Annotated in this window: 16 protein-coding genes; 10 read left to right on the top strand and 6 right to left on the bottom strand. The window is 69.5% G+C overall.

The window, feature by feature from the left end:
- Window positions 1–2: 2 nt before the first annotated feature.
- Entirely contained in the window at window positions 3–515 is a 513-nt protein-coding gene (locus AC5RV3_RS06785; protein ID WP_494121456.1) for a metallophosphoesterase family protein, read from the top strand.
- Here the strand turns inward: AC5RV3_RS06785 and AC5RV3_RS06780 are convergent.
- Window positions 512–709 (bottom strand): DUF2795 domain-containing protein, encoded by a 198-nt coding sequence (locus tag AC5RV3_RS06780; protein ID WP_494112281.1) that lies wholly within the window; start codon window positions 707–709, stop codon window positions 512–514. The two genes, AC5RV3_RS06785 and AC5RV3_RS06780, sit on opposite strands and share 4 nt — an antisense overlap.
- Window positions 710–1,075: 366 nt before the next feature.
- On the opposite strand from AC5RV3_RS06780, the gene AC5RV3_RS06775 reads away from it, so the two are divergent.
- The 3 genes from AC5RV3_RS06775 to AC5RV3_RS06765 all read left to right on the top strand — a co-directional run bounded on the left by AC5RV3_RS06775 (window position 1,076) and on the right by AC5RV3_RS06765 (window position 4,714).
- Complete coding sequence (locus AC5RV3_RS06775) at window positions 1,076–1,741, top strand: transglycosylase family protein (protein ID WP_494121455.1); 666 nt, start codon at window positions 1,076–1,078, stop codon at window positions 1,739–1,741.
- Window positions 1,742–1,854: 113 nt separating this feature from the next.
- Window positions 1,855–3,546 carry a long-chain-fatty-acid--CoA ligase gene (locus AC5RV3_RS06770; RefSeq protein ID WP_494121454.1) on the top strand — a complete coding sequence of 564 codons (1,692 nt, stop codon included), beginning with the start codon at window positions 1,855–1,857 and terminating at the stop codon, window positions 3,544–3,546.
- Between the two features lie 181 nt (window positions 3,547–3,727).
- Window positions 3,728–4,714, top strand: coding sequence for an ABC transporter substrate-binding protein (locus AC5RV3_RS06765; RefSeq protein WP_494121453.1), 987 nt, complete (start codon window positions 3,728–3,730; stop codon window positions 4,712–4,714).
- Window positions 4,715–4,821: 107 nt separating this feature from the next.
- Here the strand turns inward: AC5RV3_RS06765 and AC5RV3_RS06760 are convergent, their stop codons facing one another.
- The 4 genes from AC5RV3_RS06760 to AC5RV3_RS06745 all read right to left on the bottom strand — a co-directional run bounded on the left by AC5RV3_RS06760 (window position 4,822) and on the right by AC5RV3_RS06745 (window position 7,170).
- Window positions 4,822–5,406 (bottom strand): LOG family protein, encoded by a 585-nt coding sequence (locus tag AC5RV3_RS06760; RefSeq protein WP_494112285.1) that lies wholly within the window; start codon window positions 5,404–5,406, stop codon window positions 4,822–4,824.
- Window positions 5,407–5,471: 65 nt separating this feature from the next.
- Window positions 5,472–5,687 carry an Rv3202a family protein gene (locus AC5RV3_RS06755; RefSeq protein ID WP_494121452.1) on the bottom strand — a complete coding sequence of 72 codons (216 nt, stop codon included), beginning with the start codon at window positions 5,685–5,687 and terminating at the stop codon, window positions 5,472–5,474.
- Window positions 5,688–5,757: 70 nt separating this feature from the next.
- Window positions 5,758–6,060 carry a MoaD/ThiS family protein gene (locus AC5RV3_RS06750; protein WP_494013556.1) on the bottom strand — a complete coding sequence of 101 codons (303 nt, stop codon included), beginning with the start codon at window positions 6,058–6,060 and terminating at the stop codon, window positions 5,758–5,760.
- A gap of 12 nt (window positions 6,061–6,072) precedes the next feature.
- Entirely contained in the window at window positions 6,073–7,170 is a 1,098-nt protein-coding gene (locus AC5RV3_RS06745) for a WD40/YVTN/BNR-like repeat-containing protein (protein ID WP_494121451.1), read from the bottom strand.
- A gap of 95 nt (window positions 7,171–7,265) precedes the next feature.
- Between AC5RV3_RS06745 and AC5RV3_RS06740 the strand changes: the two genes are divergently transcribed.
- A complete protein-coding gene (locus AC5RV3_RS06740) occupies window positions 7,266–8,534 on the top strand; it encodes an MFS transporter (protein WP_494121450.1) in 1,269 nt (422 codons plus the stop codon).
- Between the two features lie 125 nt (window positions 8,535–8,659).
- Here the strand turns inward: AC5RV3_RS06740 and bcp are convergent, their stop codons facing one another.
- A complete protein-coding gene (bcp, locus tag AC5RV3_RS06735) occupies window positions 8,660–9,124 on the bottom strand; it encodes a thioredoxin-dependent thiol peroxidase (protein ID WP_494121449.1) in 465 nt (154 codons plus the stop codon).
- A gap of 189 nt (window positions 9,125–9,313) precedes the next feature.
- Between bcp and AC5RV3_RS06730 the strand changes: the two genes are divergently transcribed.
- From AC5RV3_RS06730 to AC5RV3_RS06710, 5 genes are all read left to right on the top strand, one after another.
- Window positions 9,314–10,468, top strand: coding sequence for an MFS transporter (locus AC5RV3_RS06730; RefSeq protein WP_494121517.1), 1,155 nt, complete (start codon window positions 9,314–9,316; stop codon window positions 10,466–10,468).
- A gap of 49 nt (window positions 10,469–10,517) precedes the next feature.
- Complete coding sequence (locus AC5RV3_RS06725; RefSeq protein WP_494121516.1) at window positions 10,518–11,852, top strand: MATE family efflux transporter; 1,335 nt, start codon at window positions 10,518–10,520, stop codon at window positions 11,850–11,852.
- A gap of 9 nt (window positions 11,853–11,861) precedes the next feature.
- Window positions 11,862–12,473 (top strand): hypothetical protein, encoded by a 612-nt coding sequence (locus AC5RV3_RS06720; RefSeq protein ID WP_494121448.1) that lies wholly within the window; start codon window positions 11,862–11,864, stop codon window positions 12,471–12,473.
- A 102-nt stretch (window positions 12,474–12,575) separates the two neighbouring features.
- Window positions 12,576–13,004, top strand: coding sequence for a hypothetical protein (locus tag AC5RV3_RS06715; protein ID WP_494121447.1), 429 nt, complete (start codon window positions 12,576–12,578; stop codon window positions 13,002–13,004).
- Between the two features lie 40 nt (window positions 13,005–13,044).
- Window positions 13,045–13,983, top strand: coding sequence for a DUF4261 domain-containing protein (locus AC5RV3_RS06710; protein WP_494121446.1), 939 nt, complete (start codon window positions 13,045–13,047; stop codon window positions 13,981–13,983).
- Window positions 13,984–14,094 lie beyond the last annotated feature (111 nt).

Below are 14,094 nucleotides of genomic sequence, written 5' to 3'. Positions count from 1 at the left end.
GTATGGCCACCACCTTGCTGCTGCTGGCGGACACGCATGTGCCCAAACGCGCGCGGCGCCTCCCGGACCAGGTGTGGGACGCGGTGGAGGCGGCGGACGTCGTCTTCCACGCCGGCGATTGGGTCACCGCCGACCTGTTCGACGAGCTGGACGAGCGGAGCCGGCGGCTGGTCGCGGTGTACGGCAACAACGACGGCGACGACCTGCGCTCGCGGCTGCCGGAGATTGCCGAGGCAACCATCGACGGCGTCCGGTTCGCCATGATCCACGAAACGGGAGCGGCGCAGGGCCGGGAACAACGGTGCGAGGCCCGCTTTCCCGATGTTGACGTCCTGGTGTTCGGGCACAGCCACATCCCGTGGGACACCACGTCGCCCGGCGGCCTGCGGCTGCTGAACCCGGGGTCGCCAACCGACCGCCGCCGCCAGCCGGTCTGTACGTACATGACGGCTACCGCCGAGGGCGGCAGCCTGGTGGACGTCCGGCTGGTGCCGGTGGAGCCGAGGACGCGCTAATTGTTGTCGGAAACCGCCTTGCTGACTTCCGCGGGCGTTTCATACTGCCGGTCGGGAAGGTTCTTGAGCGCCGAGAGGACGTCGTCGCCGGCCCCGGACTCTTCTGCGTTCTTCACCAAATCGGCGGCGGAAGCGGGGTAGTCGACGCCGCCCAGCGCCTTCTGGATATCAATGGGACTGGGATTGTCTGCCATGGGAAGTCCTTCCGATCCACTAGGGACTCCCTAGGCTACGTGCTGGGGCGTTCGCTGGGAATAGTTCGCGGGGGCGGCCATACCCTTGTTCCGCGCCGCAGCGTCGCCCGACACGCAGCGCCAAGATCACGGTTTTGCAACGTTGGTTACTTTACGGTAACGTGCAGTTCGTGCGCGGGTGAGATGACCGTGCCAGGGGATGCCGGAACTTCCGGCGCGATTTACCCATGGAATGCCCGGACGCTGCCCACGCCTTTCGCCGTCAGAATGGCAGACGTCCACATGACCTCGATTATGCGAGTGGCTGACGGCGGTGCGGAGACGTTCGGGGACGGACTGAGCACAAGGCGGCCTAACCGGAGCATTGTGAATCCAAATAAAAACCTGAACCTTAGCCGTGCCCTCCGTGGCGGCCTCGCGGCCGTCGCCCTGACCGGAGCCAGCGTTGCGCTGGTCGGACCGGCCGCGAACGCGGCCGACGGGGCGACCTGGGACGCCTTGGCCCAGTGCGAGTCCGGCGGTGACTGGAACATCAACACCGGCAACGGCTACTCCGGCGGCCTGCAGTTCGCCCCGGGCACGTGGGCGGCGAACGGCGGCAGCGGTTCTGCCGCTGACGCGAGCCGCGCCGAGCAAATTGCCGTGGCAGAGAACGTTTTGGACAGCCAGGGCTGGGGCGCCTGGCCTGCCTGCTCGTCCAAGCTGGGACTGTCCGGCGGCGGCGGAGGGTCGCAGGTGAGCAGCCAGTCGGCCCAGATCCAGCAGGCACCCGTCCAGCAGGCTCCGGTCGCCCAGGCGCCGGTCCAGCAGGCCCCGGTCGCGCCGGCCCCGGTACAGGCCGCGCCCGCGGTGCAGGCCCCGGCGGTCAGCGGCGAAACCTACACAGTCCAGCCCGGCGACACCCTGGGCAAGATCGCCCAGTCCCTGGGCCTTCAGGGCGGATGGCAGGATCTGTTCGCGGTCAATGCGGACACTGTTGCCGATCCGAACCTGATCTTCGTGGACCAGGTTCTGCAGCTGCCCGCGCAGTAATTCGCTGTGCCAGCAACGCCCCGTTCTCCGACCGGAGGGCGGGGCCTTGTTGGTTGGGCCCAAAAGACGCGCCCTAGACTGGTATCAACCGAGTGAGAGGACGGGCCACTGCTGTGTCCACCGTTGAAAACCGCCCGTGGCTGCAGAACTACCAGCCAGGCGTGCCGGCCGAGATCGAAGTTCCCACCGAATCCCTGTCCCACATGCTGGAAACCTCGGTCCGCCGGTTCCGGAAGCAGACGGCCCTCGACTTCTTCGGCGCCACGACGAGCTATCGGGAGCTCGGCCGCCAGATAGACCGGGCAGCGGAAGGCCTGCGCCGGCTCGGCGTAGGCCCGGGCAGCCGCGTGGCCCTGATCCTGCCGAACTGCCCCCAGCACGTGGTGGCCTTCTACGCCGTGCTGCGCCTGGGCGCCGTCGTCGTCGAACATAATCCGCTGTACACCGAGCGCGAACTGCGCCACCAGTTCGAGGACCACGGGGCGACGGTAGCCATTGTCTGGAACAACGTGGTGGCCAAAGTGCAGGGGTTCCCGCCGGACATCGAGGTCAAGGCGATCGTGTCCGTGGACCTGACCCGTGCGATGCCCCGGGCGAAGCGCCTGGCCCTGCGGCTGCCGGTCCCGGCTGCGAGGAAGGCGCGCACAGCGCTGACCGCGCCGGTGAAGGGCACCGTCACGTGGGAGAGGCTGTTGCAGGCCAGGCCGCTGAAGAAGTCGCATCCCCGGCCGGCGGTGACCGATCTGGCGGCCATCCAGTACACCTCCGGCACCACCGGACAGCCCAAGGGCGCCATGCTCACGCACCGGAACCTGCGGGCCAACGCGGAGCAGGGCCGCGCCTGGATGCACGGAATCTCCGAGGGCAAGGAGGTCATGTACGCCATCCTGCCGATGTTCCACGCCTTCGGCATGACCCTGCACCTGACGTTCGGGGTGCTCATCGGTTCGCGGGTGGTCCTGTTCCCCAAGTTCGACGTGGACCTGGTGCTGGCGGCGGCGAAGAAGACTCCGCCCACCATATTCTGCGCCGTGCCGCCCATCTACGAGCGGACCGCCCGGGAAGCCAGAAAGCGCCGGGTGAATCTGGGGTCCGTGCGGTTCGCCATCTCGGGTGCGATGAACCTGCCGCAGGCCACCGTTGACTTATGGGAGGAGACCGCCGGCGGCCTGCTGGTGGAGGGCTACGGGATGACGGAGACCTCGCCGGTGGCCCTGGGCAACCCGTTCGCGCCCACGCGGAAGAACGGCACGATCGGTGTTCCGTTCCCCAACACGGAGATGCGGGTGGTTGATCCGGAGGACCCGTCCAACGACGTCGCCCCCGGCGAGCCGGGTGAACTCCTGATCCGCGGCCCGCAGGTCTTCCAGGGGTACTGGGGCAAGCCGGAGGAAACGGCGGAGGTCCTGCTCGACGGCGGCTGGGTGCGCACCGGCGACATCGTCACCGTGGACGCGCAGCACAACGTACGCATCGTCGACAGGGTCAAGGAACTGATCATCACTGGCGGCTTCAATGTTTCGCCGTCGGAAGTCGAAGACGCCCTCCGCTCCCACCCCGACGTGATGGAGGCCGCGGCGGTCGGCATTCCGCGTCCGGAGGGAGGCGAGGAGGTGGCGGCCGCCGTCGTGCTTCGCCCCGGAGGCGACGTCAGGCTGGACGAACAGGGGATGCGGGACTACTGCCGCGGCCGGCTCGCGGCGTACAAGGTCCCGCGCCGGATAGTTGCGGCCCAGGAGCTGCCCAAGTCCATCCTGGGCAAGGTGCTCCGCAAGCAGGTCAAGGAGCAACTCGCTGCCCGGTGATTTGCCTCCCCGCGTGGGGGTCTTGCAGCGAGATGCGTGACGCGTCACATTACGGACGCGCGGCGAGCATGCGGTGTGAGCCGTGACATAGTGGTCCCCGGTGGCAGCGCAATGGCCGCGCTTTCCGGTTGGGGGAGACCGCGGGCGCTGTCACTTGATTTTTTCGAACTGAGGAAGTGACATGAAGCGAACAATACTGACGCTGCTGGCAGGTGTCTCCGCGCTTGGACTGGCGGCTTGTGGATCCGGATCACCCAGCGGCGGCGGCAACGAGGCCGGCGGGAACGAATCCGCCGCCCCCGGGGGCCTGACCAAGGTGACCGTCGGCGTGATTCCGATTGTGGACACCGCCCCGCTGTGGCTCGGCGACTCGAAGGGGTTCTTCGAAGAAGAGGGACTGGACCTGGACATCCAGAATGTCGCCGGCGGCGCGGCGGCCATCCCCGCCGTGGTCAGCGGTGGGTTCGACTTCGCCTTCGGCAACGTCGTGTCGGTCATGGTGGCCAACGACAAGGGCCTGGACATCCAGTTAGTGGCCAACGGCAACTCCACCTCGGGAGACACCTCGCACGATTTCGGCGGGGTAGTGGTTAATGGCGATTCGGACATAAAGTCGCCCAAGGACCTGGCCGGCAAGACCGTGTCGGTGAATACCCTCTCCAACATCGGCGACACCACCATCCGCAGCGTGATCGAGGCCGACGGCGGCGACCCCGAGAGCGTGAAATTCGTGGAGATTGGCTTCCCGGACGCCCCGGCCGCCCTGGCCAAGGGGCAGGTGGACGCCGCGTGGATCCTGGATCCGTTCCTGTCCCAGGCAGTCGAGGACGGCGGCCGCGTGGTCTCCTACAACTTCGCCGACTTCGACAAGAACCTGGATATCTCAGGCTACTTCGCCACCGGCGACACGGTTTCCGGCGATCCGGAGCTGGTAAAGAAGTTCCAGGCCGCGATGAACCGCTCGCTGGAGTACGCGCAGGAGAACCCGGACGAGGTCCGCGAGATCGTGGGCACCTACACCAAGATCGACGAAGACGCCCGCGCGGAGATGGCCCTGCCGACCTTCCGCAAGGACTTCAACATGGAGGCGGCGCAGAAGCTCGCCGACGCGGCCCTGAAGTACGGCACGCTGGGGAAGCCCGCGGAGCTGGACAAGTTCTTCCCGTAAGGGCCGGGTCCTCACCCGGTACGACGGCGGGGCCTCCCGGCGTCTGATACCCCCCGACAGCGTCTCTCCCGGAAGGGAGGGGCGCTGTCTGCGTTCCGTCGCAGCAGCTAGATCCGGCTGCGCTCGCCGGGATCCCGCCACTTGCGCACCGGAGGCCTCCAGCCGTCGATGGCGTCCAGCAGCTCGGCGGCGGAGCCGGCCACGATGACGGCATCCCGATAGTCCTGTTTGAGGAAGCCGCTGGCGACCAGGCCGTCGATGGTAGCCAGCAGTTGGTCCCAAAAGCCGTTGATGTTCAGGAAGGCCACCGGTTTCTCGTGGATACCGAGCTGAAGCCACGTCCAGGCTTCGAAAATCTCCTCCAGCGTTCCAATGCCGCCCGGCAGCGCCACGAACGCGTCGGCCAGGTCGGCCATCATTTGTTTGCGCTCGTGCATGGAGTCCACCACGTGCAGGCTGCTCAGCCCGACGTGACCTACTTCGGTCTTGTCCAACGACTCCGGGATCACGCCCACCACGTCGCCGCCGGCCGCCACCGCGCTGTCCGCGACCACGCCCATCAGGCCCACCTGACCGCCGCCGTACACAATCCCGATGCCGCGGGAGGCGAGTTCGGTGGCGAACCGCTCCGCCTCCCGCGCGTAGACGTCGTCCGTGCCGCTGGCTGATCCGGTGAAAACTGCAAGTCGCATGCGGCTATTATTCCAGTGCCGCAACCACGCCCTGGCCGCGCTCCGGCGTCCCTGGCGGACCGGTCTTACTCGGCTTCCCCGCGCGGATACTCGTCGTCGTCGTCGGGCTTGATCAGTTCCAGCTGCTCCTGCAGGTCGGCCTCGTTCGCTTCCCAGTCGACCGGCAGCACGGTTGGTACGGCCGTGTCCGCGGCGTCCTCATCGACCGGACGCTCCTGCCAGGCGCGGTCGGCTTCATCTGCTTCGGGGACGTCTGCTTCGTGGTTGCCGGTACTGGTCATCGCGGGCCCTCCTGTTGTCTGGTTCGGTCTCATGCGGTCGTCTGATCACTACGGTAGCTAAACGTGGTTCCTATCCGCCGGCAACCGACTGGATGATGAGCAGTTCCTGTCCGGGAGCCACGAGCGTGGCCGGCCCCTGCAGCGTGCGGATGTCTTCGCCGTCGAGATAGAGATTGACGTAGCGGCGGATGGCACCGGTTTCGTTGCGGACCCGGCGGTTGAAGACCGGGTAGTCGCCGGCCAAGGCGTCCAGAATCTCCGCCACAGATTGCGGGCCGGATGCCGGCACGGTCAGCTCACGCTGCTCGCCGGTGACCTTGGCGAGCAGGCTGGGCACGACGACGGTGACCGCCTTTTCCGCCACACCCACCACGGGGATCCCTCCTTACAGGTTGGCCGCGCGGACGCACAGGACGTCCGGCAGCCCCGAGGCCACTTCCACGAACACTTCGCCCTCGTCGGCACTGGCATACACCGAGCCGCCGCGGGTGCCGAAGTAGACGCCGGCCGGATCCCCGGTGTCCACGGCAGCGGCGTCGCGCAGCACCACGTTGTAGTCCAAATCGGGCAATCCGGTGGCGAAACGCGCCCAGGTGGCGCCGCCGTCGTCCGTCCGATGGACGGCGAGATGCCCGTCCGGCGGGATCCGTTCACCGTCGGCCTTGATCGGGACCACCCAGGCGGTCCGGGACTTCCGCGGATGGGTGAGCATGACGAAGCCGAAATCGGTGGGCAGCCTGTCGGCGATGGACTGCCAGTTGTCGCCGGAATCGTCCGAGCGGTAGACACCGTGGTGGTTCTGCGCGAAGAGGGTGGACGGTTCGGCGGCATCCCTCGCGATCTTGTGGACGCACTGGCCCACCTCGGGATTCGGGTCGGGCATGAAGTAGGCGCTGATGCCGTGGTTGCGTGCCTGCCAACTGGCGCCGCCGTCGGTGGTCCGGTACACGCCCCCGGTGCTCATCGCCACGTGCACGGTATCCGGATCCTGCGGGCTCGGCAGGACCGAATGAACGGCCGCCCCGCCGTAACCGGCCCCCCACTGGTCCTTGTCCGGGTGGTCCCACAGGCCACGGTTGAGCTCGAAGTGCTCGCCGCCGTCGGTGGACTTCCAGACGGAAATCGGTTCGCAGCCGGCCCAGACCACGCCCGGCCGGTCCGCGGCGTCGGACTGGATCTGCCAGATCCGCTCCAGCGCCGCGCCGTCGTCGTCGCCGAAGCGGATGGCGCCGTTCTCCGGCTCCGTCCAGGTCTCGCCGAGGTCCTCCGAGCGGAAGACCGTGGGCCCCCAGTGCTCGGAGCGGGCGCCCACCAGCAGGCGGGTCGAGCCGTCGCGCTGGTCGATCCCGATGCTGGGGATCTCGTTCATCAAAAAGTGCGGGCCGGACAGGGACCAGTTGGTCCGGTCGCGGCTGGTAGCGAGCCACAGGCCCTTCTTGGTCCCGATTGCCAGGACGGTCTCCCCAGTAGCCATGCCACCCATTCGACCACCGAGGCACGGGCTGCGCAACGGTTTTGCGGCGAACGGCCGGGCGCGGGGCAGAATGGGGAGGCCGACCTTACTTCAGGAACGAGGACATGAGCACGCAGCCGCCGCACCAGCCCGGGTCCCGCCTTTGGCTCTGGGTCCTGATGGCGGCCGCCGTGCTGACCCAGACGTCGTTGAACGTGTCGCGGCCCGTGGTGTCCTACAAGCTGTTGGCGTTGGGCGGAGACGCGGCAGTGATCGGCGTGGTGACCGCCGTTTACGCCGTGCTGCCGGTGGTGGCGGCGCTGTGGCTGGGGCGGGTCAGCGACCGTATTCCTTCGCTCAAGGGCATGGTCGCGTTGGGTGCGGCCCTGCTGGCGGTGGCCACGCTGGGGCTGGCCCTGGCGCAGGGATTCGTGGTCATCGCGGTATCCATGGCCCTGCTCGGGGTGGGGCACCTGGTATTCACCATTGCCGGCCAGTCCGCCATCGGGCGGTATGCGCAGCTGAATCAGATGGACACGGGCTTTGGCTGGTTCACCGCCGCGTTTTCGCTGGGCCAGTTGCTCGGCCCGCTGCTCGCCGGGCTGCTGCTGGGCAGCGGGACGGCGGGAGTGGGGCCAAGCTGGCTCGGCGCCATCGATCTGGCCCTGCTGCTGGCGGCCGGCATTGCCGCCGCCGGGGCGCCCGTGATGCTGATCGGCGCGCATCCCGGTGCCGCGGCCCGGCGGCTCCGCCGCGGCAAGAACGACGGCGGCGCCGCGCGGGAGCCGGTGGTGAAGGAGCCGGTGCTGCAGATCCTGCGGCGGCCCGGCGTGGCCTGGAACATGCTGGCGTCCATGGCGCTGCTCTCGGTGATCGACATCCTGGTGGCGTTCCTGCCGCTGGTCGGCGAGGAGCTCGGGGTGCCCCCGCTCTGGGTCGGCGTCCTGCTGGCCGTGCGGGCGGGCGCGTCGATCATCTCCCGGATCCTGCTGCCCTGGCTGGTGCATCGCTGGACCCGGATCCAGTTGCTGGTGGTCAGCCTGCTGGGCTCGGGCGCGGCGATCGCGGTGACGCCGTTCGTCCTGGAGTCGTTCTGGGTGGCCGCGGCGGCGCTGTTCGTGGGCGGCTTCCTCCTGGGCCTGGGCCAGCCGCTGACCATGACGCTGATCAGCCACGCCGTCCGGCCGGAGTCCCGGGGCTCGGCGCTGGCACTGCGGCTGCTGGGCAACCGGGTGGGGCAGGTTGTGCTGCCGCTGGCCGCGGGCCTGGTCGCCGCTCCGCTCGGCCCGGGCGGCGCGATCTGGTTCTCCTGCGCGGTGCTGGGCGGTGCCGCCGCGGCGCGGTTGACGGTGCGCACCGGCGGTGGCGGCGGCGGGCGGCGGCCGGCCGATTAAAGCCGGCCTGGCGCTCCGGTTCGGGCGGCTGCTCCGGTTGTTGAGTGGAGCAGGGACCCGAAACGGAGCGCGACGGCGATGGCTGAGCACCGCCGTCGTGCTTGGGATGTTGGGAAGCCCCCTAATCAGACCCCGAGGGTCTCGCGCAGGCGGGCGACGTGGCCCTTGGCGTCCACGTCGTACTCGGCGTGCTTGATGGTTCCGTCCGGACCGATCACGAAGGTGCTGCGCAGCGTGCCGGTGATGACCTTTCCGCCGAAGGTCTTGTCGCCGTAGGAGCCGTATGCCTTGGCCACGGCGAAATCGGGGTCGGAGAGCAGCGGGAACGTCAGGCCCTCGGCGTCGCTGAACGCCTGGATGGCCTCGGGACCGTCCGGCGAGATCCCGATGACGTCGTAGTTCGCGGCCTGCAGGGAGTTGAGGTTGTCGCGGAAGTCGCAGGCCTCGGTGGTGCAGCCGGGGGTGGCGGCCTTGGGGTAGAAGTAGACCACCACGTTCCCGCCGGCGTAGTCGGACAGCGAGACCTTCTTGCCGTCGGCGTTGGAGAGCGTGAAGTCGGGGGCGGACATGCCGGGCTGGAGCTGGGACACGGAGATCCTCTTTCATCGAAACGTACCAGTTGCGAAGCTTCGCTACTGATCCGAGTGTAGTGGCGCGGCCTGCGCCGCACATGTGCGGCATGGTCAACCATTGCGTGCGGCAGGCTTAGCATCGAAGGCGTGAGTGACGCGGAGCATCCCTGGGCAGGCCACCCGAAAGGCACCCGGGGATACCGCAACATGCTCCTGGCGCTGCTCTTCGGCGGTTTCGCCACCTTTGCGCAGCTGTATTCGGTGCAGGCGGTGCTGCCCGGCATCGCCCGAAGCTTCCAGGTCAGCGCAGCCGATGCCGCGCTCAGTCTTTCCGCCGCCACCATCGGCCTGGCCTTGGCCGTCATCCCCTGGTCCGCGGTGGCGGACCGCGCCGGCCGCAAGCGCACCATGGCGTGGGCGATCAGCGCCGCCGTGATCCTGGGCCTGGCCCTGCCGCTGGCGCCGCACTTCCCCGCCCTGCTGGCGCTGCGCTTCCTGGAGGGCGCCGCGCTGGGCGGCATCCCCGCCGTCGCACTGGTCTATCTGAACGAGGAGGTGCAGCGGCTGCACGCGGCGGTCGCGGCGGGCACCTACGTGGCGGGCACCACGGTGGGCGGCCTGGCCGGCCGCCTCATCGCCGGGCCGGTGGGGGAGTGGGCCGATTGGCGCGCCGGCGTGCTGGCCGTCAGCGCCGCCGCCGCGCTTGCCGCCGTGCTGTTCGTCCGGCTCGCACCGGCCCCGCGCGGCTTCCGGCCGGTGCCGCGCGGACAGGGGCCGGGGCTGGGGCAGCGGATCCTGGCCAACCTGCGCTCGGCGCCGCTGCTGGCGCTCTATGCCCAGGGCTTCCTGCTGATGGGCGGTTTCGTCGCCGTCTACAACTACCTGGGCTTCCGGCTGGAGGCGCCGCCGTTTTCCCTGCCCGCCTCGCTGGCCTCCCTGCTGTTCCTGGCCTACCTGGCCGGGACCGTGAGTTCCCGGGTCGCCGGCGGCCTAACGGCGCGGACCGGCCGGCTGCCCGTGCTGCTGGGCGCGATCTTGGTCAGCATCGCCGGGCTGGCGGTCACGCTGGCCGATTCGCTGCCGCTGATCCTGCTGGGACTGTTGGTGTTCACGGCCGGATTCTTCGCCGCCCATTCGGTCGCGTCGGGCTGGACGCCGCGGCTGGCGACGGTTGGCGCGGCCCAGGCGTCCAGCCTCTACAACCTCTTCTACTACGCCGGGTCCAGCCTGTTCGGCTGGGTCGGCGGCCTCTTCTTCGGCCGGTTCGGCTGGACCGGCGTCGTTGCGTTTACCGCCGCGCTCGCCGTCGTGGCGGGGGTGACGGCGGTGCCCGCCCTGCGGGGACGCGGCGGCACGGAGTGAGGTGGGCCACCCGAAGGCGCCTAAGCTGGAGGGCGTGAACCCGGAGAAGATTGCCGAGCAGCGGCAGGGACGGAGCCTGAACCGGCAAATCCTTGCACTCGCCATCCCCGCCTTCGGCGCCTTGATCGCCGAGCCGCTCTTCCTGGCGGCCGATTCGGCCATCGTGGGACACCTTGGCGTGGCGGAACTGGCCGGGATGGGCCTGGCCGCCACCGTGGTGCAGACCGTCGTCGGACTGATGATCTTCCTCGCCTACTCGACCACCCCGGCGGTGGCGCGGCTGCTGGGGGCCGGCCGGGTCTCGGATGCGTACGGCGTCGGGCGGGACGGCATCTGGCTTGCGCTCGCCGTCGGCGTGGTGCTGGCCGCCGCCGGCTGGGCTTTCGCACCGGACCTGACCGCGGCCATGGGGGCCAGCGGGCAGGTGCAGGGGTTCGCGGTGGACTACCTGCGCTGGTCGATGCCCGGCCTGCCGGGCATGCTGATCGTGCTGGCGGCCACCGGGGTGTTGCGCGGCCTGCAGGACACCAAGACCCCGCTGCTGGTCGCCGGCGTGGGCTTCCTGGCCAACATCGGTTTGAACTTCGTGCTGGTCTACGGGATGGGGCTCTCGGTGGCCGGGTCCGCCATGGGCACCAGCCTGGTCCAGTGGGCCATGGCGGCGGTCTACCTCGTCATCGTCTACCGCGGGGCGGTCAAACACAGTGTGCGGCTGCGGCCCACCTGGGTCGGCCTGAGGGCCACCACGCACGTGGGGTCGTGGCTGATGCTCCGGACCCTGAGCATGCGCATCGCCCTGCTCGCCACGGTCTTCGTGGCCACCTCGCAGGGCCCGGTGAGCCTGGCCGGCCATCAGCTGGTGATGACGATGTACAGTTTCCTAGCCTTCGCGCTGGACGCCATCGCGATCGCCGCCCAGGCCTTGATCGGGAAGGAACTCGGTGCCTCGAACAAGGCGCTGGCACACTCGCTGACCCGCCGGATGATCGTCTGGGGCGTCGGATTCGGCGTAGTGACCGGCCTGCTGCTGGCGGCGGTAGCCCCCGTGCTCGGCTGGGTCTTCACCTCCGACCCGGCCGTCCACCAGGCATTCACGGCCGCGATCTGGCTTCTCGCCCTGAGCCAGCCGATCTGCGGGCTTGTCTTCGTCCTGGACGGCGTGCTGATCGGCGCCGGCGACGCGCGCTACCTGGCGATCGCCGGCGTCGTGAATCTGGTTGCCTACGTGCCCCTGCTGATGTGGGTGGCCATGGCCGGGCTGACCGGCGCAGCGGGTCTCGTCTGGCTGTGGGCGGCCTTCGGGCTCGGCTACACGGCGGCGCGCGCGGTAACGCTCGGTTGGCGGGTCCGCAACGATGCGTGGATGGTCACCGGGGCACATTAGGCTGGAACCGTGACGATCCCGAGTACTACCCAGGCGGCCGTATTCTGGCAGCCGGTCCTGATCCGCGCCCTCGTGGCCGCCGCCTTCGGCGCCACCACCATCTTCTGGCAGGAACCCGACCGCACCGTGATGGCGCTGGCCGGCGGGCTTTTCCTGCTGCTCAGCGGCGGGGCGGTCTGGCTGCTGGCGCGCAAGCCGGCGGCTGCTGCCCACCGCCAGTTGCTGCTCCTGCAGGCCGCCGTGCTCGCCGTCGCCGGCATCCTGGCCTGCGCCCTTCAGACGGTGCCGATGTTCACCGTGCTGGCCACCGCGGCGCTGCTGGTCTCCGGCGGGGCCGAGCTGATGCTCTGGTGGAGCAACCGGCCCTCCCACGGCGACGTCCCGGGGAGGTCCGCGGGCACCCCGGCCGCGACCGGTCAGGCCGGCTCCGTGCTGGCCCGCGACTGGCTGACCACCGGCGCCGTGTCCGTGGGCTTCGGTGTCGCGCTGCCGTTCTTCGCGCACCTCGGTCCGCACGCGCTGCTGGGTGTGCTGGGCGGGGCGGCGATCATCATCGCCGTCGTCCTGTTGATCGCCGCCCTCAGCCTGCGCCACGACGCCCGGCAGCCCGCGGCCGGCTGAATACCGCCCGCACGTGTGGTCCCCGCCACCGGCGCCTGCGCGGCAACTTCTACAGTCGGTAGACTGGATGCAGGCTTTATCCGTCAGCAGGAGGAAATCATCGTGGGCAAGAACGCGTCTGGCCGTCCGGACGAAGGACGGATGTCCGTCAAGGGCCCGCTGATCTTCTCGGCGGTACTTGCCGTGATCGCCGGCTCCCTGACCATGGTCTTCGCCACCGGCGGGTCCGGAAACCTGCTGCGCTGGGACCTCGGCGTCACGGCGGCCGGCATCGCCTTCATCGCCTCGCTGCTGATCGTGGCGGTGCTGACCATGTCCACCAAGGAGAATCCGGAACACCTCAGCCAGGGCTCCGGGATCCATCGCGTCTCTTCGAAGATCCCGGGCGGCGCGGGCGCCGTGCCGGCCCCGGGCACGCCGCAGAGCCGGGCCCAGGTGGAAGAACAGCAGGCGGCGGAGTCCGCCGCAAATCCCGACCAGGCCACCAACCGTCTTTCGGGTAACGACGACGACGGCGGCGCGCGCCGCTGATGCGCTGGCGCCGGCCCGGCCGGCCTGACAAGCTGGCAGCATGACTTCCGGCCAGCCTTGCCCGCACCTGCCCTTCCCGGCAGAGCCAGGCGACACCACCGCGTCCGGCGACACCACGGCGTCCGGCGACACCGCCGTGCCCGGCGGTGGACCAGCGCCCGAGGCCAAGACCACGTTGGCCGCGGAGCTGTGGTATCGGTCGGATCCCCGACTCTTCAGCGAGAACCTCCAGGCGCGCCTGACGGCGGAATTCCCCGGCGCCTCCTTTTCCGACGGCGTTGCCCTGCTGCCGCACGCCGGGCACTCCTTCGACATCAACGGCGCCTCCGGCGTGAAGACTATCCGGCTGAGCACCGGCGTGGCCGTCCCCCGCGGGCCGCTCTCCGCCGCCGAGGCGTTGGAGGCGACCCCCGCGGACCAAAGCTGGTCCTGGCCGGACGCCGAGCAGCAGGTGCCCGGCTGCACCCACCGCATCCTGGTGACGGAAGTGGTGGCCAGCGGCTTCGAACCCAAGCCGCGGGTCGAGTCCTTCCAGCGGGTGCTGCGCCTGCTGGCCGCCGAGACCCGGCCGGCCGCGGTCCGGTGGCTGCACAACTCCCACTGGCGGGACCCCGGGGAGCTGGAGGCGGCACACCCGCTGGCGGGCCCGGTGAATATGCGGTTCTTCCTGGTCAGCAACGACGAGGGCGCCATGGTCGTGGACAGCCTGGGCATGTACCAGCTGGGCCTGCCGGACGTGCAGGTGCACTTCCGCGACAAGGATCCGAACCAGATGGTGGAACTGGCCTTCAACGTGGCCGCCTACCTGTTCGAACACGGTCCCGTCATCCAGCCCAAGAGCCAGCTGAACGGTCCGGAGGGCATGAGGTTCACCGCCGGCTGGGAAGATTCGCTGCTGCCGCCGCTGCGGACGGTCATCGACCTGGATCCCGGCCCGCCCTACTCGGCCGGCAGCCGCCAGGGCCACGGCGGGGCGTGAGGCCGGGCGGCCGGCAGTCGCTAAGGGCCGCGGCGGGGCGTGTGGCCGGGCGTCCGGCAGCCGCTAAGGGCCGCGGCGGGCGCTCAACCACTCCAGGCCGGGCACCGGCCC

Source organism: Arthrobacter sp. Y3221114 (assembly GCF_059092625.1).
This window is presented reverse-complemented; position numbering and strand designations above follow the sequence as displayed.